The organism is Micromonospora sp. CNZ286 (genome assembly GCF_014207755.1).
On sequence record NZ_JACHIZ010000001.1, the window covers coordinates 3,486,998 to 3,505,245 of the forward strand.

At 73.5% G+C, this 18,248-nt stretch carries 12 protein-coding genes; 2 read left to right on the top strand and 10 right to left on the bottom strand.

Annotated features, from left to right (window positions below):
* Position 1: 1 nt before the first annotated feature.
* Genes treZ through glgX form a run of 3 tightly spaced genes read right to left on the bottom strand, consistent with a single transcriptional unit; the run spans position 2 to position 6,156 of the window.
* Positions 2 to 1,735: a malto-oligosyltrehalose trehalohydrolase gene (treZ, locus tag FHX31_RS15925; RefSeq protein WP_013477019.1), complete on the bottom strand. Its 1,734-nt coding sequence runs from the start codon at positions 1,733 to 1,735 to the stop codon at positions 2 to 4.
* Positions 1,732 to 4,032, bottom strand: coding sequence for a malto-oligosyltrehalose synthase (gene treY, locus FHX31_RS15930; protein ID WP_013477020.1), 2,301 nt, complete (start codon positions 4,030 to 4,032; stop codon positions 1,732 to 1,734). The genes treZ and treY overlap by 4 nt, the downstream gene beginning before the upstream one ends.
* 3 nt (positions 4,033 to 4,035) lie before the next feature.
* Positions 4,036 to 6,156 carry a glycogen debranching protein GlgX gene (gene glgX, locus FHX31_RS15935; protein WP_013477021.1) on the bottom strand — a complete coding sequence of 707 codons (2,121 nt, stop codon included), beginning with the start codon at positions 6,154 to 6,156 and terminating at the stop codon, positions 4,036 to 4,038.
* 317 nt (positions 6,157 to 6,473) lie between these two features.
* On the opposite strand from glgX, the gene FHX31_RS15940 reads away from it, so the two are divergent.
* Positions 6,474 to 7,871: a glycosyltransferase family 4 protein gene (locus tag FHX31_RS15940; RefSeq protein WP_013477022.1), complete on the top strand. Its 1,398-nt coding sequence runs from the start codon at positions 6,474 to 6,476 to the stop codon at positions 7,869 to 7,871.
* A 178-nt stretch (positions 7,872 to 8,049) separates the two neighbouring features.
* Here FHX31_RS15940 and FHX31_RS15945 read toward each other — a convergent pair whose 3' ends face one another.
* From FHX31_RS15945 to FHX31_RS15960, 4 genes are all read right to left on the bottom strand, one after another.
* Positions 8,050 to 9,333 (bottom strand): citrate synthase, encoded by a 1,284-nt coding sequence (locus FHX31_RS15945; RefSeq protein WP_013286008.1) that lies wholly within the window; start codon positions 9,331 to 9,333, stop codon positions 8,050 to 8,052.
* 176 nt (positions 9,334 to 9,509) lie between these two features.
* A complete protein-coding gene (locus FHX31_RS15950; RefSeq protein ID WP_396866963.1) occupies positions 9,510 to 11,480 on the bottom strand; it encodes a sulfatase-like hydrolase/transferase in 1,971 nt (656 codons plus the stop codon).
* 67 nt (positions 11,481 to 11,547) lie between these two features.
* Complete coding sequence (locus tag FHX31_RS15955) at positions 11,548 to 12,963, bottom strand: methyltransferase domain-containing protein (protein ID WP_123110416.1); 1,416 nt, start codon at positions 12,961 to 12,963, stop codon at positions 11,548 to 11,550.
* Entirely contained in the window at positions 12,960 to 13,118 is a 159-nt protein-coding gene (locus FHX31_RS15960; protein ID WP_013286005.1) for a hypothetical protein, read from the bottom strand. The genes FHX31_RS15955 and FHX31_RS15960 overlap by 4 nt, the downstream gene beginning before the upstream one ends.
* Before the next feature lie 181 nt (positions 13,119 to 13,299).
* Between FHX31_RS15960 and FHX31_RS15965 the strand changes: the two genes are divergently transcribed.
* Positions 13,300 to 13,701: a VOC family protein gene (locus FHX31_RS15965; RefSeq protein ID WP_013477025.1), complete on the top strand. Its 402-nt coding sequence runs from the start codon at positions 13,300 to 13,302 to the stop codon at positions 13,699 to 13,701.
* Between the two features lie 34 nt (positions 13,702 to 13,735).
* Here the strand turns inward: FHX31_RS15965 and FHX31_RS15970 are convergent, their stop codons facing one another.
* The 3 genes from FHX31_RS15970 to FHX31_RS15980 form a co-directional block, all read right to left on the bottom strand.
* Positions 13,736 to 14,461, bottom strand: coding sequence for a helix-turn-helix transcriptional regulator (locus FHX31_RS15970; RefSeq protein ID WP_091328332.1), 726 nt, complete (start codon positions 14,459 to 14,461; stop codon positions 13,736 to 13,738).
* A 133-nt stretch (positions 14,462 to 14,594) separates the two neighbouring features.
* Complete coding sequence (locus FHX31_RS15975; RefSeq protein ID WP_091328334.1) at positions 14,595 to 15,818, bottom strand: dolichyl-phosphate beta-glucosyltransferase; 1,224 nt, start codon at positions 15,816 to 15,818, stop codon at positions 14,595 to 14,597.
* 3 nt (positions 15,819 to 15,821) lie between these two features.
* Positions 15,822 to 18,245: a glycosyltransferase family 39 protein gene (locus FHX31_RS15980; protein ID WP_184976670.1), complete on the bottom strand. Its 2,424-nt coding sequence runs from the start codon at positions 18,243 to 18,245 to the stop codon at positions 15,822 to 15,824.
* Positions 18,246 to 18,248 lie beyond the last annotated feature (3 nt).

The window sequence follows — 18,248 nt, forward strand, 5'->3', positions numbered from 1 at the left end:
CTCAGAGCGCCACGATCGCCGCGCTCTCCGGCGGCAACTCGATGCCGTCGCGCATCACGGTGACGCCCTCGGACGTGGCGAGCAGCACCCGGCGTACCACACCGGGCAGGTTGATCCGCTGTGCCCGGCCCGCCAGGTTCGCCACCACGAGCGTCTCGCCGCGCCGCATCACCAGGAACCGGTCGCCGTGGCGTACGTCGACCCGGTCCAGCCGGGGGTCGGACAGGTCGGCCCGGGATCGGCGCAGCGCGATCAGCCGCCGGTAGAGGTCGTACGTCTCGCGGTGCTCCGGCTTGTCCAGCTCGGCCCAGTCCAGCCGGGACCGCAGGAACGTCTGCGGGTCCTGCGGGTCGGGTACGTCGTCGGTGGCCCAGCCGTGGTCGGCGAACTCGCGTCGGCGGCCGGTCGCGACCGCCGCCGCGAGTTCCGGCTCGGGGTGGCTGGTGAAGAACTGCCACGGCGTGGAGGCCGCCCACTCCTCCCCCATGAACAGCATCGGCGTGAACGGCGCCGTCATCAGCAGCGTCGCGCCGACGCGCAGCAGGCCGGGCGACAGCGTGGCGGAGATCCGGTCGCCGGTGGCCCGGTTGCCGATCTGGTCGTGGTTCTGCAGGTACGCCACGAAGCGGTGGCCGGGCGTGCGCTGCCTGTCGACCGGGCGGCCGTGACTGCGGCCCCGGAAGCTGGACCAGGTGCCGGCGTGGAAGAAGCCGCCGGTCAGCACGTCGGTGAGGCACTCCAGGGAGCCGAAGTCGCCGTAGTAGCCCTGCCGCTCGCCGGTGAGCAGCGTGTGCAGCGCGTGGTGGGCGTCGTCGTTCCACTGGGCGTGCAGGCCGTACCCGCCCGCCTCGCGGGGCGTGATCAGGCGCGGGTCGTTGAGGTCGCTCTCGGCGATCAGCGACAGCGGCCGTCCGAGGTGCGTGGACAGCGCCTCGACCTCGGCGGCGACCTCCTCCAGCCAGTGCACGGCCCGGCCGTCCGGCATGGCGTGCACGGCGTCCAGCCGCAGCCCGTCGACGTGGTAGTCGCGCAGCCAGGTCAGCACGCTGTCGGCGATGTAGCGGCGCACCCCGTCGGAGTGCGGGCCGTCCAGGTTGACTGTGCGGCCCCAGGTGTTGCTCTGCTCGGTGAGGTACGGCGCGAACCGCGGCGCGTAGGCCCCGGAGGGCCCGAAATGGTTGTAGACGACGTCGAGGATCACCCCCAGGCCCTTGGCGTGGGCGGCGTCGACGAACCGTTTCAGGCCGTCCGGGCCGCCGTACGGCTCGTGCGGGGCGTACCAGCAGACGCCGTCGTAGCCCCAGTTGTACTCGCCGTTGAACGCGTTGACGGGCAGCAGTTCGACCATGTCGACGCCGAGGTCGACCAGGTGGTCGAGCTTCGCGATCGCAGCGTCGAACGTGCCCTCCGGGGTGAACGTGCCGATGTGCAGCTCGTACAGCACGCTGCCGGGTAGTTGCCGGCCGGTCCAGGCGGCGTCGGTCCAGCCGAACGCGGCGTGGTCGTAGAGCCGGCTGGGCCCGTGCACCCCGGCCGGCTGCCAGGCCGAGCGCGGGTCCGGCAGGGCCTGCTCGTCGTCGTCGAGCAGGAACGCGTAGTCGGTGCCCGGCCCGGCGTCGGGCACCTCGACCCGCCACCAGCCGTCCGGCCCCTGACGCATAGCGTGGTCGGCGGCGCCGGGCAGGCGCAGCCGCACCCGGGCGGCCTCGGGCGCCCACACCGTGAACTCGGTCATGCGGCGGCCTCCACAGAGTCGGTGGGTGCGAGGAGGGCGACGGGATAGGTGCTCAGCAGATCATCCAGGAGCAGCTCAGAACCACTGTAGACCCGCCCGGTGAACAAGTCGGTGCACTGATGAACGGGAAGTGACACCGTCGTGTCCCGCCAGCCGCCGGAGCGGGCCAGCCGCAGCGGCAGCCGGGTCGCCACCGCCACCGCGCCGCCCCTGTCGAAGGCCACCGCGTGCGCGGCGGCCGGGCCGCGCGCCGGCACCGGCCGGTAGCCGCCGAACAGGTCCGGGCGGTCGCGGCGCAGCCGCAGCGTCCGGGACACCACGAGCAGCTTGGCCGCGCCGTCGTCGGCCACCGCGGGCCGCCATCCGGCGTCGAGCCGGGCCAGCATGTCCCGGCGTACGGCGAAGTCGACAGGCCGCCTGTTGTCCGGGTCGACGAGCGAGTTCTCCCACAGCTCGGTGCCCTGGTAGACGTCGGGCACACCGGGCATGGCGAGCTGCACCAGCTTCTGCCCGAGCGCGTTGGACCAGCCGGGCGGGGTGATCTCGGCGGCGAACGCGGTGATCTGGGCGTGCAGTTCCGGGTCGTCGTACATCCGGTCGACCAGGGCGTGCATCTCGTGCTCGAAGGACGGGTCCGGGTCGGCCCAGCTGGTGGTGACCGACGCCTCCCGGGCGGCCTTCTCTGCGTACCCGTGCAGTCGCTCCCGCTCGATCGGCCACGCCCCGACGGCGGTCTGCCAGAGCAGGTGGGCCAGCGCGGGGTCGGCCAGCGGCGCGCGGGACATCCAGTCGGCGACCCGCTCGGCCCAGCGGCCGGGCATCTCGGACAGCACCGCGAGCCGGGCGCGGACGTCCTCGCCGCGCTTGGTGTCGTGGGTGGAGAGCGCGGTCATGCTCGCCGGCCAGCGGACCTGCCGGGTGGCGGCGAACCGGTGCAGCTCGGCCGCTGGTACGCCGAAGTGGGCCGGGCTGCCGCCGACCTCGTTGAGGGCGACGAACCGGCTCCACCTGTAGTACGCGGTGTCCTCCACGCCCTTGGCCATGACCGCGCCGGTGAACTGCGGGAACCGGGCGGCCAGCTCGTGGCCGGGGTCGCGCAGCCGGGCGGTGACCGCGTCCAGCACGCCGATCAGGTCGGGACGGCGGCGGCCTGCTTCGCTGCGGGCGGCGGCCAGGTGCCGGGCGCCCGCGGGCGGGTAGCCGCGGTAGACCGGGAAGCAGGCGGCCAGCTCGGCCAGGGCGGCGCGGACCTGCTCGCCGGGCAGCTCCGGCACGAGCGCGGCCAGCCGGGTCAGCTCGGCGGCGAGCAGCCGGGTGGCGGCCTCCAGCTTGGTGGCGTGCGTCAGGTCGGCCCAGGACGTGTGCCGCCCGGTCAGCCGGCCGTCCAGCGTGGTGAACTCCGGTTCGGCGTCCGGGTCGACGAAAAGCCCGGACACGGCGGCCAGCGCGTCGTAGCCGGTGGTGCCGTCGACCGGCCAGTCCGGCAGGTCCTCGCCGTACTCCAGGATCTTCTCCACCACCAGCCAGCTCGCCGGTGCGGCGGCGCGCAACCGGGCGAGATAGCCGGCCGGGTCGCGCAGCCCGTCCGGGTGGTCGACCCGGATGCCGTCGGCCTCGCCGGCGGCGACCCAGCGCAGGATCTCCGCGTGGGTGGCGTCGAAGACCTCCGGGTCCTCCACCCGCAGGCCGGCCAGGTCGGACACGGCGAAGAACCGGCGGTACGTCAGCTCGGCGTCGCCGCGCCGCCAGTTCACCAGCTCGTAGTGCTGCCGGTCGTGCACCTGCCGGGGAGTGCCGTCGCCGGTGCCGTCGGCGACCGGGAAGCGGTGCTCGTGGTAGCGCAGCTCTCCGTCGACGAGCTTCAGGTCGTCGAGCGCGTCGGCGGTGTCGGCGAGCACCGGCAGCAGCAGCCGACCGCGGTCCCAGTCGATGTCGAACCAGCGCGCGTACGCCGATTCGCGTCCCCGCCGCAGCACGTCCCACCAGGCCGGGTTGGCCTCGGGCCGGGCCACCCCGGCGTGGTTGGGCACGATGTCCACGACCAGGCCCAGCCCGGCCGCGCGCAGCGCCCGGACCAGCCGCGCGCGGGCGGCCTCGCCGCCGAGCTGCGGGTTGACCGTGCGGTGGTCCACCACGTCGTAGCCGTGCGTGGAGCCGGGGGTGGCGGTGAGCAGGGGCGCTGTGTAGAGGTGGGTGACGCCGAGCGCGGCGAGGTAGCCCGCCAGCTCGGCCGTGGCGTCCAGGTCGAAGCCGGGACGCACCTGGACCCGGTACGTCGAGCGGGGGGTGTCGGGCATCGGTCAGGCCGTCCTCTCCAGGACCAGCAGCGAACGGTCCGGCACGCAGACCGTGCCGCCCGCCTCGACGAGCGTCGTCTTCTCCGGATCGGGTTCCGCGGTGCTGATCACCAGCTCCCACCGGGTGCCGAACTCCTCGCCGGGCAGCGTGAAGTCCAGCGGCGCGTCGTGCGCGTTGAACAGCAGCAGGAACGAGTCGTCCCGGTGGCGCTGGCCGTACTGGCCGCGCTCGCCGATGCCGTCGCCGTTGACGAACAGGGCCACCGAGCGGCCGAAGTCGTTGCCCCAGTCCTCACCGGTCATCTCCCGGCCGTCCGGGGTGTACCAGGCCAGGTCCGGCAGTCCGGAGCCGGCGGCCCGGCCGCCCACCGGCAGGCCGGTGAAGAACCGGCGGCGGCGGAACACCTGGTGCCGGTTGCGGAACTCGGTGAGCCGGCGGACGAAGTCCAGCAGCTCGGTGTCGGCCCGGTCCCAGTCGACCCAGGCGATCTCGCTGTCCTGGCAGTAGGCGTTGTTGTTGCCGCGCTGGGTGCGGCCCAGCTCGTCGCCGTGGCCGAGCATCGGCACGCCCTGGGACAGGATCAGCGTGGCCAGGAAGTTGCGCCGCTGCCGGTCGCGCAGCACACGTACGCCCGGGTCGTCGGTCTCCCCCTCGACGCCGCAGTTCCAGGACCGGTTGTGGCTCTCCCCGTCCCGGTTGTCCTCGCCGTTCGCCTCGTTGTGCTTGTCGTTGTAGGAGACCAGGTCGGTGAGCGTGAACCCGTCGTGGCAGGTGACGAAGTTGATGCTGTGGAACGGGCGGCGGCCGTCGTCCTGGTAGAGGTCGGCGGAGCCGGAGATCCGGGAGGCGAACTCGGCGAGCGTGGCCGGCTCGCCGCGCCAGAAGTCGCGGACGGTGTCGCGGTACTTGCCGTTCCACTCGGTCCACTGCGGCGGGAAGTTGCCGACCTGGTAGCCGCCGGGGCCCACGTCCCACGGCTCGGCGATGAGCTTCACCCGGCCGACCACCGGGTCCTGCTGCACCACCTCGAAGAACGTGGACAGGCGGTCCACCTCGTAGAACTCGCGGGCGAGCGTGGCCGCCAGGTCGAACCGGAAGCCGTCGACGTGCATCTCGGTGACCCAGTAGCGCAGCGAATCCATGATCAGTTGCAGTGAGTGCGGGCTGCGGACGTTGAGGCTGTTGCCGGTGCCGGTGTAGTCGACGAAGTAGCGCCTGTCCTCCTCGGAGAGGCGGTAGTAGCTCGGGGTGTCGATGCCCTTGAAGCTCAGCGACGGCCCGAGGTGGTTGCCCTCGGCGGTGTGGTTGTAGACCACGTCGAGGATGACCTCGATGCCTGCGGCGTGCAGCGCCTTGACCATGCCCCGGAACTCCTGCACCTGCTGGCCGAGGCGGCCCAGCGCGGAGTAGCCGTGGTGCGGGGCGAAGAAGCCGATGGTGTTGTAGCCCCAGTAGTTGCGCAGCCCCAGGTCGGCCAGGCGGTGGTCGTGCACGAACTCGTGCACCGGCATCAGCTCCACCGCCGTCACGCCGAGCCGCTTGAAGTGCTCGATCATCACCGGTGAGGCGATCGCCGCGTACGTGCCGCGCAGCTCCTCCGGGATGTCCGGGTGGCGCATGGTCAGGCCGCGCACGTGCGCCTCGTAGATCACCGAGTGGTGGTACGGGGTGCGCGGCGGCCGGTCGTTGCCCCAGTCGAAGTACGGGTTCACCACCACCGACTTCGGCATGTACGGCGCCGAGTCGGCGGTGTTCATCCGGTCCGGGTCGCCGCCGACCTCGTAGTCGTAGACCGACGGATCCCAGGTGATCTCCCCGTCGACCGCCTTCGCGTACGGGTCGAGCAGCAGCTTGTGCGGATTGCATCGCAGCCCCTCGGCCGGGTTCCACGGCCCGTGCACCCGGTAGCCGTAGCGCTGGCCGGGCTCGACACCGGGGATGTAGGCGTGCCAGACGTACGCGTCGACCTCGCGCAGCTCCACCCGCCGCTCGGTGCCGATGTCCCACTCGTCGAACAGGCACAGCTCGATCTTCTCCGCCACCTCGGAGAAGATCGCGAAGTTGGTGCCCATCCCGTCGTACGTGGCGCCGAGGGGGTAGCTCTCGCCCGGCCAGACCTGCATGTCGCTCCTTCGGCCCATGATCGTGAGCGCACCGGACAGGGGGAACCGCCGATGCGCACGCCGGTGATGCCCAGTCGTACCCGCCGTCAATCCACCCGTTCGGACCGTAACCGAATCCGCCCTCGTGCGAACGGATAGACGTTCGGGTGTCATCCGTCACGATCGCCCTTTTCGAGATGCGGACCGGCGGCGGATGGACTTCCCTGGATCCGGGCCCACGCGCGCGCGGGCCCGCCCGGCCGTTCGGCCACACCTCACCACCGCTCGACGCCGCCACCGAAGCCGGCGTGCCTCACCATGCATGGACGGAGATCCCCGTGACCACTCTGCGGGTCGGCGCTCAGCCCGCCACCGCGACGGACCGGCTCCACCGGCCCACCCTCACCTCCCGCCCGGCGCCCCCGTCGCCGGCCGGGTCCGCGCCCCGGACCCGGCGCATCCTGATGCTGTCGTGGGAGTACCCGCCGGTGCTCGTCGGCGGGCTCGGCCGCCACGTCCACGCGCTGTCAGTCGCCCTGGCCGCCGCCGGGCACGAGGTCACGGTCGTCACCCGCCACGCCGAGGGCGCTCCCCTGGAGGAGTACGCCGACGGCGTCCGCATCGTCCGCGCCGCCGAGGACCCGGTCACCTTCCCCCTCGCCACCGGCTCGCTGCTGGCCTGGACCATGGCGTTCAACCACACCCTCACCCGGGCCGCGCTGCGCGCCGCCTCCTCCGGCACCTACGACGTCATCCACGCCCACGACTGGCTCGTCGCGCACACCGCGATGACGCTGCGCGAGCACCTGGACGTGCCGCTGGTCAGCACCATCCACGCCACCGAGGCGGGCCGGCACCAGGGCTGGCTGCCCGAGGAGATGAACCGCACCATCCACGGCGTCGAACACTGGCTCGCCGGCGAGTCCGGGCGCGTGATCGTCTGCTCCGGTTACATGCGCGACGAGGTGGGCGCGCTGTTCGGCGTGGACGCCGCCCGCGTCGACGTGGTCCCCAACGGCGTCGAGCCGCACCGCTGGCGGGTGCCCGCGTCGGCGGTCGCCGCCGCCCGGGCCCGGTTCGCCGCCGACGGCCCGCTGGTCACGTTCGCCGGGCGCCTGGTGTACGAGAAGGGCGTGCAGCACCTGCTGGCCGGGCTGCCCCGGCTGCGCGACCGGCACCCGGGCCTGCGCGCGGTGATCGTCGGCGACGGGCCGTACAAGGCGGAACTGGAGGCTGAGGTGCACCGCCTCGGGCTGGGCGCCACTGTGAGCATGCCCGGGTTCCTCGGCGGCACCGACCTGCCCGCCGTCATGGCCGCCTCGGACTGCTTCGCGGTGCCGAGCATCTACGAGCCGTTCGGCATGGTGGCGCTGGAGGGGGCCGCCGCGGGCGCGCCGCTGGCAGTCGCCCGTACCGGTGGGCTGGCCGAGATCGTGGAGCCGGGCGTCACCGGGATGACGTTCGCCCCACACGACCCGGACGGCCTCGCCGAGGCGGTGCACACGCTGCTGTCCGACCGGGACCGGGCGCGTGCGCTCGCCCGGCGGGCCCGCACCATGGTGCACGAGCAGTACGGCTGGGCGGCCATCGCGTCCCGCACGGCTGCCGCGTACGCCGCAGCCATCGCCGGCGACCCGGCGTTCACCGCGGCCCGCGCCCAGCACCGCATGGCACACGGTCACCCCACGCCGCGCGTCCCCGAGGGCAACCTCCTCACCGCCGCCGGCTTGAGGTAAGGAAGGGCCCCCTATTAACGCCTCAGGTAGAGGAAGGGCCCCTTATTAACGCCCCGCACCCCGGTGCGCACGACGAAGGCCGCCGACCCGAGCAGGGTCGGCGGCCTTCGTCGTCCGCGTGTTAAAAGGGGGCCCCTCCTCTACCTGAGGCGTTAAGAAGGGGCCCTTCCTTGCACGCTCAGCGCTGGGCGGCGGGGACGTAGTCCCGCTCGGTGGCGCCGGTGTAGATCTGCCGCGGGCGACCGATCTTGGTCTCCGGGTCGTTGATCATCTCGCGCCACTGCGCGATCCAGCCGGGCAGCCGGCCGAGCGCGAACAGCACCGTGAACATCTTCGTCGGGAAGCCCATGGCCTTGTAGATCAGGCCGGTGTAGAAGTCCACGTTCGGGTAGAGCCGCCGGGACACGAAGAAGTCGTCGGCGAGCGCGATCTCCTCGAGCTGCACCGCGAGGTCCAGCAGCGGGTCCGGCTTGGCCATCCGGCCGAGCACGTCCTGGGCGGCCTTCTTGACGATGGCGGCGCGCGGGTCGTAGTTCTTGTAGACCCGGTGCCCGAAGCCCATCAGCTTCACGCCGTCCTGCTTGTCCTTCACCTTCTGCACGAAGGAGCGGACGTCGCCGCCGTCGGCCTGGATCTTCTGGAGCATCTCCAGCACGGCCTGGTTGGCGCCGCCGTGCAGCGGGCCGAACAGCGCGTTCACGCCGGCCGAGACCGAGGCGAACAGGTTGGCGTTGCTGGAGCCGACCAGCCGCACGGTCGAGGTGGAGCAGTTCTGCTCGTGGTCGGCGTGCAGGATGAACAGCATGTCCAGCACCCGGGCGACGACCGGGTCGACCTCGTACGGCTCGGCCGGTACGCCGAACGTCATCCGCAGGAAGTTCTCGACGTAGCCCAGCGAGTTGTCCGGGTACAGCAGCGGCTGCCCGATCGACTTCTTGTACGCGTACGAGGCGATGGTGGGGACCTTCGCCATCAGCCGCACCGTGGACATCTCCACGTGCTCGGAGTCGAACGGGTCCAGGCTGTCCTGGTAGAAGGTCGAGATGGCGCTGACGGCCGAGGAGAGCACGGCCATCGGGTGCGCGTCGCGGGGGAACCCGTCGAAGAAGCGGCGCATCTCCTCGTGCAGCAGCGAGTGCCGCCGGATCCGCTCGCTGAACTCGGTGAGCTGCGTCTGGGACGGCAGCTCGCCGTAGATCAGCAGGTAGGAGACCTCCAGGAAAGAGGACTTCTCGGCCAGCTGGTCGATCGGGTAACCCCGGTACCGCAGGATGCCGGCATCACCGTCGATGTAGGTGATGGCGGACGAGCAGGACGCGGTGTTCACGAAACCGGGGTCGTACGTGGTCATCCCGGTTTCCTTGAGCAGCTTGCTCACCCCGATCCCGGCGGGGCCCTCAACCGCGGACTGCACCGGCATCGACAGCTGCCCACCGGGGTGGTCGAGCTTGACTTCCGTCATCTGTTCCTCGCTTCGCCGGCAAGATCTTCGTTGAATTGCCTTCGCTTCTACCGTAATCACGGCGCGGAGAACACCGCTCGTCATGGTTTGAGGGTGAGGTGTGCGTCACCTGTTTCCCGGCCAGCCGGTCCGGAAACCGGATGGGAGCGCGGCCATGGGCATGTTCGGGAGGTCCGTCACGACAGCGTGAGCCGCCGCAGCGTCCCGTCGTCGCCGACCCGGTAGAGGTCGAGCCGGTTGGCTCCGGCGGCGAACAGACGGTCGTCGGCGAGCAGCGCGGCGAACCGCCGCCCGGCGGCGTCCGGGGGCACCACCGGCACCACCGCGCCTACAGTCCCGTTGACCGTCACGGCGAGCCGGGTGCCGTCGGGTACGCCGTCCGGCACGGTGCCCCAGACCATCGCGGGCAGCCCGCCACCGGCCGGGTCGACCGCGTCGAACGCGTCCCGGTTGGCCACCGTGGCGGTCCCGCCGACCGGCACGTCACCGACCCGGGTGCCGACGAGCGGGTCGACGGGAATCGGCGGGAGCGGGGCGGGCACGCCGCCGGTGACGGTGACCGGCTGGCCGGGGCGGTCGTAGAAGCGTTTGTCGGCCCGTTCGCGCGGGGCCGCCTTCGCCGACCGGCCGTCCATCCGCCAGGGCACCCGCATGTGCGTCTCGTCGGCGATCGTGGGCAGCAGATCGACGTGCTCCCAGTTGCGGTCGTCCACCCGTCCGGCGCGCTGGCCGGGTTCCTTGACGAACATCGGCACCCAGGCCACCTCGTTCGCGGCGTGGTCGATGGCGTCCATCCCCCGGCCCTGCCAGTCCCGGCGGAAGCTGACGCCGTGGTCGGCGGTGACCATCACCAGCGCCTGGTCGTAGAGGCCGGTGGCGCGCAGCGTCCGCAGCGTCTCGCCGATCAGCCGGTCGGTGTAGCCGAGCTGGGCGAGGTGCCGGGCGCGGGCCAGGTCGACCCAGCCGGCGCCGTCGTTGGGCAGGTCGTCCGGCGCCGCGTAGTGCGCCCCGGACGGCAGGTACGCCCACGGCGAGTGCGGCATCAGCAGGTGCAGGAAGTGCAGCGTGGGCCGGGTGTCGGGGCGCAGCCCGGCCAGGAACGCGGTGAACCGGGCCGGCTGGTTGTCGTCGAGGGTGTCCCAGCGGAACTTCGGGTCGTCAGGCACCGGCTCGGCGGCGTCCAGCCCGGCCTCGGCGGCGGTCCGCTCGCGGTAGGAGTCCTCCGGGTCGATCCGGCTGTCCACCGGCGCGGCGATCCGCCCGAGCAGCCGGCCGCTCTCCCGGACCAGCACGCCGAGCCCTTGTTCCGGGGTGGTGGCCTGCTCGCAGCGGCTCGGCGGGCAGAGCCGGGTGATGCTCTCCTCGGCCTTGATCCGGTAGAGGCCGCCGAGCGCGGTGAACAGGTTGTCCGGGTACTGCGAGTAGTGCGGCGCCGCCTCCCGCTCCGGGTAGCGCCCGGTGAGCATCGCGGGCAGCGCGTAGGGCGTCCAGCCGCTGACGCCGGTGGCGTTGCGGTACCACGTCGACCCGCCGGCCAGTGCCGCGAAGTTCGGGTAGCGCTCAGCGTCGATCCGGCCGTCCGGGCCGAGCAGGGAGACGAGCGGCAGCTCGTCCAGCACGATCATGACCACCGGCGGGTGCGCGCCCGCGCCGGCCGCACCGGCCGCGCCGCCCTCGCCGCGCGGCAGCACCACCGCCGAGGCGGGCGAGGCGAACAGGAACAGCCCGACGAACACCAGCGGCCCGGCGGCGGCGACCCGCAGCACCCGCCGGGGCGCCCGCCACCGCCGGTGCGCGGCCGCGCCGGCGGCTCCGGCCACACCGGCGACAACGAGCAGGGGTACGCCCCGAATCGGCGTGACGTGCCGGCCGACCTGGACCGCCAGCGCGGCGAGCAGCAGGCCCACGAACACGGTATGCACGGCGGCCCGGGTGAGGCGTCCGGCGGGCAGCGCAAACGCGCCCAGCAGCGCGAACAGTGCTGTCGGCGCGAGCGCGATCAGGGCGACCAGCAGCAGCACGTCGGCCCGGGAGGCGCGGTGGAACAGGAAGAAGTCGGGGCTGCGGCCGAGCACGTCGAGCAGCGGCTGGGTGACCACCAGCCCGACCAGCGCCACCACCTCGGCCAGCCGGGCCGCCTCGGCCAGCCACCACTGCCGGCGTTCCCGCCGGACCGGGACGGCCGTGTGGTCGCGGGGTGGCGCGAGGGTGTCCTCAGCCACCCACCACCACCTGGTAGAGCGTGCGGGTGCCGGACGGCAGCTCGGTCCGGGCGACCACCCGGCCCCGGCGCGCGAGCAGCGCCTCGAAGACGTCGCGCCGGTAGTCCGGGAACAGTCCGTCGGGCTTGTTCGCCAGCAGGCGGCGCGCCATCGGATCGTCCGGGTGGACGAACTCCACCACCAGGCTGCCGCCGGCGACGGTGAGCGCGGTGAGCTGGTCGAGCACCTCGGGCAGCGGCACGTTGCGCCCGATCGCCAGGTGGTGCACCACGGCCAAGGCCAGGACGGTGTCCGCGCGGGCCCGGTCGGCGAACGCGGCCCGCTCGACGCCGCGCCAGCCGCCGCCCGGGGACGGGTCGGCCAGGTCCATCACCAGCGGCAGGATCCGTGTCTCGCCCTCCTCGCGCAGCGCGCGGTAGAGCGTGTCGACGACCGCCGGGTCCTGCTCGACGGCGACGACGTGCGCGGCGTGCCGGGCGGCGATGCGGGCGTACCGGCCGTCGTTGGCGCCCAGGTCCAGCGCCGAGCCGCCGCCGACGGCGGCCACCGCCCGGTCGACGAACTCCTCCTTGGCCTGCCGGTCCGGCACCGAGTACGCGCAGGTGCGCTGGTAGTCCGACCAGTGGCTGTCGCCGGGCCGGTGGTCGAGGCGGCGGACCAGCTTCGTCAGCCCGCGTACCGTGGCCAGCGCCAGCTCGCGGGAGAACCCGGCGGCGCGCAACTGGGCGCGGACGTCGGTGGTGCTCGCGGCGGAGTTGCGGGCCTGCATGGCGCCGTGCAGGTGCACGTGGGTGGGCACGCCGGCCCGCCAGCGCCGGGTGCCGCCGAACAGCCGGCGCATCTGGTCCGGTTCGACGCCGTCGACGCGGGCTCGCAGGAACGGCTGGAAGTCCAGCCCGAGGTGGGCCTGGATGAGCAGCGGGTAGAGCAGCGTCTGGCAGAACTGCCGGTAGCCGGCCCAGGGTTCACCGTCGCGCAGTGCCTCGAACGAGCCGACGTCGATGAAGACCGGCCGGGCGCCGCGCCACTGCACGTTGTACGCCGAGCCGTCCTTCGTGGTGAAGCCGGCTTCCAGGGCGGCGCGCAGCACGTCCAGGTGCAGCAGCGCGGCGTCGCGCAGCATGGCGGACGACCACTCGTAGGGGTGCGAGACGAACGGGATCCGCTCGTGCCGCAGCACCGCGGTCCAGGGCGCGTCGACAGGGGTCGGGGCCAGTTCCTCGGTGCCGACGATCTGCCCGGTGCTGGTGGCCTGCCGGAAGAAGTCGGTGACGGACAGTGCCCGCCAGTCCCGGGCGGAGCGCTCGTCGAGCCCGCGCAGCACCTCCTCGCCCCGGTGGAACACCCGGTTGCCGGGGTCGCGGAAGGAGCCCGGCTCGACGCGGACGCCGGTGTCGGGGATCGTCACGCCGCCGGGCCCTGGTCGGAGGGCTGACGCCGGAACCGGGACACCAGGCGGCGCCAGTAGAGCTTGGCGGCCACCGCCACCCCGGCCACCCCGCCGACCACCGCCTGCACGATGAGACTGCCGGATCCCGCGTCCAGGTAGGCCAGATGCGTCACGGCTGCTTTCCTTCCCTCGCCGGTCATCGGAGCACGCCCGGAATGCGAGCTTTGTTGCTCGGAGCCGGACTTGTCCCTCACCGTAACGTCTCGGCGTCCGGGTGCGCGGCCACACCGGCCACTCGTCCCCCGTCCGATCCGTTCAAGACGGGCCGGGCCGGTCGCGCCTACCGTGGCCGGCATGACACCGCAGTTCGATCTGGTCGGGACCGTGGTCACCGACATGGCCCGCACGCTCGATTTCTACCGGCGGCTGGGGCTGCCGATCCCGGCCGGCGCCGAGACGGAAGGGCACGTCGAGGTCACCCTGCCGAACGGCGTACGGCTGGCCTGGGACACGGTCGAGGTGATCCGCAGCTTCCACCCCGACTTCGACCCGTCCGGCGGCAACAACCGGATGAGCCTGGCCTTCCGGTGCGCCGACCCGTCGGAGGTGGACCGCTGGTACGCCGAGCTGACCGGTGCCGGGCACCACGGCGAGATGCCGCCGTGGGACGCGTTCTGGGGCCAGCGGTACGCGGTCCTGCACGACCCGGACGGCAACGGCGTGGACCTGTTCGCCCCGCTGCCTGCGGCCGAGTAGACGGGAGCCGGCTCGCGGGCCGCTTCCGGGCCGGTCAGGTCGCCTGCGGGCGGCTCCGGGCCGGGGCGAGCAGCCGGGTCGGCGGCACCCCGGCCAGTTCCCGCACCTCGCGGGTCAGGTGGGCCTGGTCGGCGTACCCGCTGCGCACCGCCACCTCGGCGAGCGGCGCACCGGCGCGGGCCAGGTCCAGCGCGCGGCGCATCCGCAGGATGCGGGCCAGCGTCTTCGGGCCGTACCCGAAGAGGGCCCGGCTGCGGCGGTGCAGGGCGCGCGGGCCGAGGCCGACCTCGGCGGCGGTCGCGGCGACGGTGGCCCCGGCGGCCAGGCGGGCGGCGACATGCGCGCCGATCGGGTCGGGGCCGCCGGCCGCGCGCAGCCGGTCGCGGGCGACCCGGGTGAGCACCCCGGCGGCCTCGTCGCCCGGCGCGGCCAGCGCCGCCTCGACCCGCTCGGTCACCTCGGCGGCGGCGCGGCCCCACAGGTCGGCGAGCGATACGCGGCGGTCCCGCAACTCCTCGGCCGGCACCCCGAACACGGCCGGGCCGGTCCCCGGCGGCAGGCGCAGCCCGATCCACCGGTCCCCCGGCGCCGAACGCGACAGGTGCGCGGTGCGGTCCGGACCCGCGACCAGCAGCCCGGACCGGCTGGACCAGAGCAGATCCAGGCACCCGTCCGGCAGCACCCGCGTCTCACTCCCGCCCGAGACGCTGCTCCACAGCACCCCGCCCGGAACCCCCGCCACCTTCCACTCCCGGTACACCCTCCCACCCTCCCACCCCCCACCCTCCCCGTCGATCATGAAGTTGACGGTGTCGGGGCCCGGCGTGTCGCACCGCCAACCTCATGATCGACGGGGTGGGGTCAGGGGTGGTGAGGGTCAGGGGCGGTGGGGGTCAAGGGCGGTGGTGCATGGCCAGGCGGAGCAGGAGGAAGCGCAGGGCCGTCGCGGCCAGGTTGGCCGTTACCAGGACGGTCAGCTCCAACGCGCGGTTCGGGGTTGTGGTGGCGTGCAGCGCGGCCAGGGAACCGCTGGTCAGGGCCAGGCCGAGGGCGAACGCGAGCAGGCCCTGGACGTGGTGCCGGCCGGCGTGGCGGCGCCCGGTGACCCCGAACGTGAGCCGCCGGTTGGCGGCCGTGTTGGCCACCGCCGTGAGCAGCAACGCCAGCAGGTTCGCCGGCTGCGCCCCGAGCGGGCCGCGGGCCAGCAGGAACAACAGCAGGTACGCGAGCGTGCTCGCCACGCCCACAGCGGCGAACCGGGCGAGCTGGCGGGGCAACCCGATCGGCACCTGCGCCGGCGGTGCCGGCAACGGCCCCCGGCCGAGCTGGGCGCGTAACTGCGCCAGCGGCAGCGCCCCGGTCACCAGCGCCCGGCCCAGCCGGCCGATGCCGCGCAGGTCGGCCAGCGCGGTGGCGACGATGTCGACCCGGCTGTCCGGGTCGTCCACCCAGTCCACAGGCACCTCGTGGATGCGCAGCCCGGCCCGCTGCGCCAGGACCAGCAGCTCGGTGTCGAAGAACCAGCCGGTGTCACGCACCAGCGGCAGCAGCTCGGCGGCCACGTCGGCGCGGATCGCCTTGAACCCGCACTGGGCGTCGGAGAAACGCGCCGCGAGCGCCCCACGCAGCAGCAGGTTGTAGCCGCGCGAGATGACCTCCCGCTTGGCACCCCGGACCACCCGGCTGGTCCGCGCCAGCCGGGTGCCGATGGCCAGGTCCGAGTGGCCGGAGATGAGCGGGGCGACCAGCGGCAGCAGCGCGGCCAGGTCGGTGGACAGGTCCACGTCCATGTACGCGAGCACCGGCGCGGGCGAGGCCGACCAGGCGGCGCGCAGTGCCCGCCCGCGGCCCTTCTCGTCCAGGCGCAGCACCCCCACCTCGGGCAACTCGTCGGCGAGCGCCCGCGCCACCGCCGGGGTGCCGTCCACGCTGGCGTTGTCGGCCACAGTGATCCGGAACGGGTACGGGAAGTGCGCGGTCAGGTGCGCGTGCAGCCGCCGGACGCAGGGGCCCAGGTCGGTCTCCTCGTTGTAGACCGGGACCACCACGTCGAGCACCGCGCTGCCGGCGGCGGGCCGGGCCTGCACGGCGGCCCGGGGCGCGTACGTGCCAGTCATCGCTCAGCCCTGCTTTCCGCTGCTCAGGTCGTACACGGTCACGCCGTCGACGGTGGTGGCGGTGAAGGTCTCGGTGACCCACGCGGCGATCTCGGCCGAGGCGTTGCTGCCGCCGTCGGCCCGGAACCCGCCGCCGCCGAGGAAGTAGTGGATCCGCCCGTCGGCGACGTACCGCTGGAACTGGGCGAGCGTCGGCGACGGGTCGCTGCCGTTGAAGCCGCCGATCGGCATGACCGGCCGGCCGGCCGCCAGCTGGTAGCCGGAGGCGTTGTTCGAGCCGACAGTCGCGGCGACCCAGGTGTAGTCGTCGGCGTCGGCGGTGAGCAGCGCGGTCATCTCGGCGCTCGGCTCACGGGCGTCGAGCAGCCCGCCCATGCCGCCGCCGCGCTGCCCCCGCCCCTCCTGCCCGGTCCCGCCGTCCTGCCCGGGGAAGCCGCCCTGCCCCGGGATGCCGCCCGGCGCGGTGCCGCCGTCCTGACCTGTGCCGCCGGGCGCGCCCGGGGCCGAACCACCACCAGGGAATGCGGGGAACCCACCGGCGTTCGCCCCGCCGTCCTGGCCGGTACCGCCCGGGCCGGAGCCGTCGGAACCCGTGCCGTCCGAGCCGGTGCCGTTCGGGCCACCAGGGAAGCCCGGGAACTGCCCGTTCCCGCCGCCCGGCATCCGGCCGCCCGGTCCGCCGGGGCCGCCGAAGCCACCAGCTCCGGCCGGCCCGGCACTCGGGATCGAGCCGCTGTGCGGGGTGGCAGCGGTCTGCATCGCGTACGCGGCCGGCCCGGCCAGCGCCACCGCGATCCCGGCGACGGACACCACCGGCACCACCCACCGCACAACCCGCCCGGCAAACCCAGCCCCGGGCCCCGCCGCCACCCCCGTCTCCGAGTCGACCAAGGAGTTCGCGTCACTTTGAACGCCGTTCCCGGACGCGAACTCCTTGATCACCGCCGAGGTGGCCAGGAGGGCTGCGGTGGTCAGGCCCACGGCCAGGATTGTGGAGCGCAGCCACGGGTGCCAGTCGGCGGTGCGGCCGAGCAGGTGCCAGGACCACCAGGCGGTGACCGCCAGCGTGCCGGCCAGGACCAGCGTGGCGACGAGCGCCCGCCGCCGGCCCGGAGCCGCGACGACCGAGGCACCCACGACGACCGGCGCATCCGCCACAGCGGGAACCGGAGCCGCCGCGACTGCCTCGACCGGCGCCGAGCGGGCGCGCCACAGCAGCGTGACGCCGATGCCGGCCAGCGCGCCGACCGCCGGGGCCAGGGCGACCGTGTAGTACGCGTGGAAGATCCCGGACATGAAGCTGAAGATCAGTCCGGTGATCAGCAGCCAGCCGCCCCAGAGCAGCAGACCGGCCCGCGTGCGGTCGGTACGCGGTGCCCGCCCGGCCAGCCACAGCCCCGCGACCAGCAAGATCAGCGCGGCGGGCAGCAGCCAGGAGATCTGCCCGCCGACCTCGGTGTCGAACATCCGCAGGAGACCGGTCTGGCCGGAGAACGGTCCGCCGCCTCCCCCACCCGGCCGGCCGCCACCGCCGCCGCCGACGCTGCCCACCTCGTCGCCGGTGATGCGGCCCAGCCCGTTGTAGCCGAGCGTCAGCTCCAGGATGCTGTTGTTCTGCGAGCCGCCGATGTACGGGCGGGCGCTCGCCGGCGCCAGCTCGACGATCGCCACCCACCAGCCGGCGGAGACGACCACTGCGAGCCCGGCCAGCAGGAGCTGCCGGATCCGCCGTCCGAGTCCGGTCGGCGCGGCCAGCAGGTAGACCCCGGCGAAGACCGGGATCACCAGGAACGCCTGGAGCATCTTGGTGAGGAAGCCGAAGCCGACGAGCACGCCGGTCAGCACGATCCACCGCGTGCTCGCCGTCTCGACCGCGCGCACCGTGGCGTACGCGGCGGCGACGAGCAGGAACACCAGCAGCGCGTCCGGGTTGTTGAACCGGAACATCAGCGTCGCCACCGGGGTGAGCGCGAGCACCGCGCCGGCGAGCAGGCCGGCGGCCGGGCCGTACCAGCGGCGGACGGTCGCGTACAGCACGCCGACGGAGGCGACGCCGAGCAGCGCCTGCGGCACCAGGATCGACCAGCCGCTCAGGCCGAAGATGCGCACCGAGAGCGCCATCAGCCACAGCGAGGCGGGGGTCTTGTCCACTGTGATCGAGTTGGCCGCGTCCGAGGAGCCGTAGAAGAACGCCGTCCAGCTCTGCGACCCGGCCTGCACGGCGGCGGAGTAGAACGCGTTGGCCCAGCCGGAGGCGCCCAGGCCCCACAGGTAGAGCAGCGCGGTCGCGACCAGCAGGCCGGCCAGGGCCGGCCGGGCCCAGCGATCGCGGCCGGTGCGGGTCTCCTCAGGTACGGGCGCGGGGGCCGGCTCGGTGCCGGGTGGACCGGCCGTGGGCGCGGTCGGCAGGCTCTCGGTTCGGTTCATGGC

Excerpts from the sequence above, each read along its gene's own strand:
- FHX31_RS15965 (WP_013477025.1), top strand. The coding sequence starts at position 13,300 with ATGACACCGCAGTTCGATCTGGTCGGGACCGTGGTCACCGACATGGCC.
- FHX31_RS15945 (WP_013286008.1), bottom strand. The coding sequence starts at position 9,333 with ATGACGGAAGTCAAGCTCGACCACCCCGGTGGGCAGCTGTCGATGCCG.
- FHX31_RS15980 (WP_184976670.1), bottom strand. The coding sequence starts at position 18,245 with ATGAACCGAACCGAGAGCCTGCCGACCGCGCCCACGGCCGGTCCACCC.
- treZ (WP_013477019.1), bottom strand. The coding sequence starts at position 1,735 with ATGACCGAGTTCACGGTGTGGGCGCCCGAGGCCGCCCGGGTGCGGCTG.
- glgX (WP_013477021.1), bottom strand. The coding sequence starts at position 6,156 with ATGCAGGTCTGGCCGGGCGAGAGCTACCCCCTCGGCGCCACGTACGAC.
- treY (WP_013477020.1), bottom strand. The coding sequence starts at position 4,032 with ATGCCCGACACCCCCCGCTCGACGTACCGGGTCCAGGTGCGTCCCGGC.
- FHX31_RS15975 (WP_091328334.1), bottom strand. The coding sequence starts at position 15,818 with ATGACTGGCACGTACGCGCCCCGGGCCGCCGTGCAGGCCCGGCCCGCC.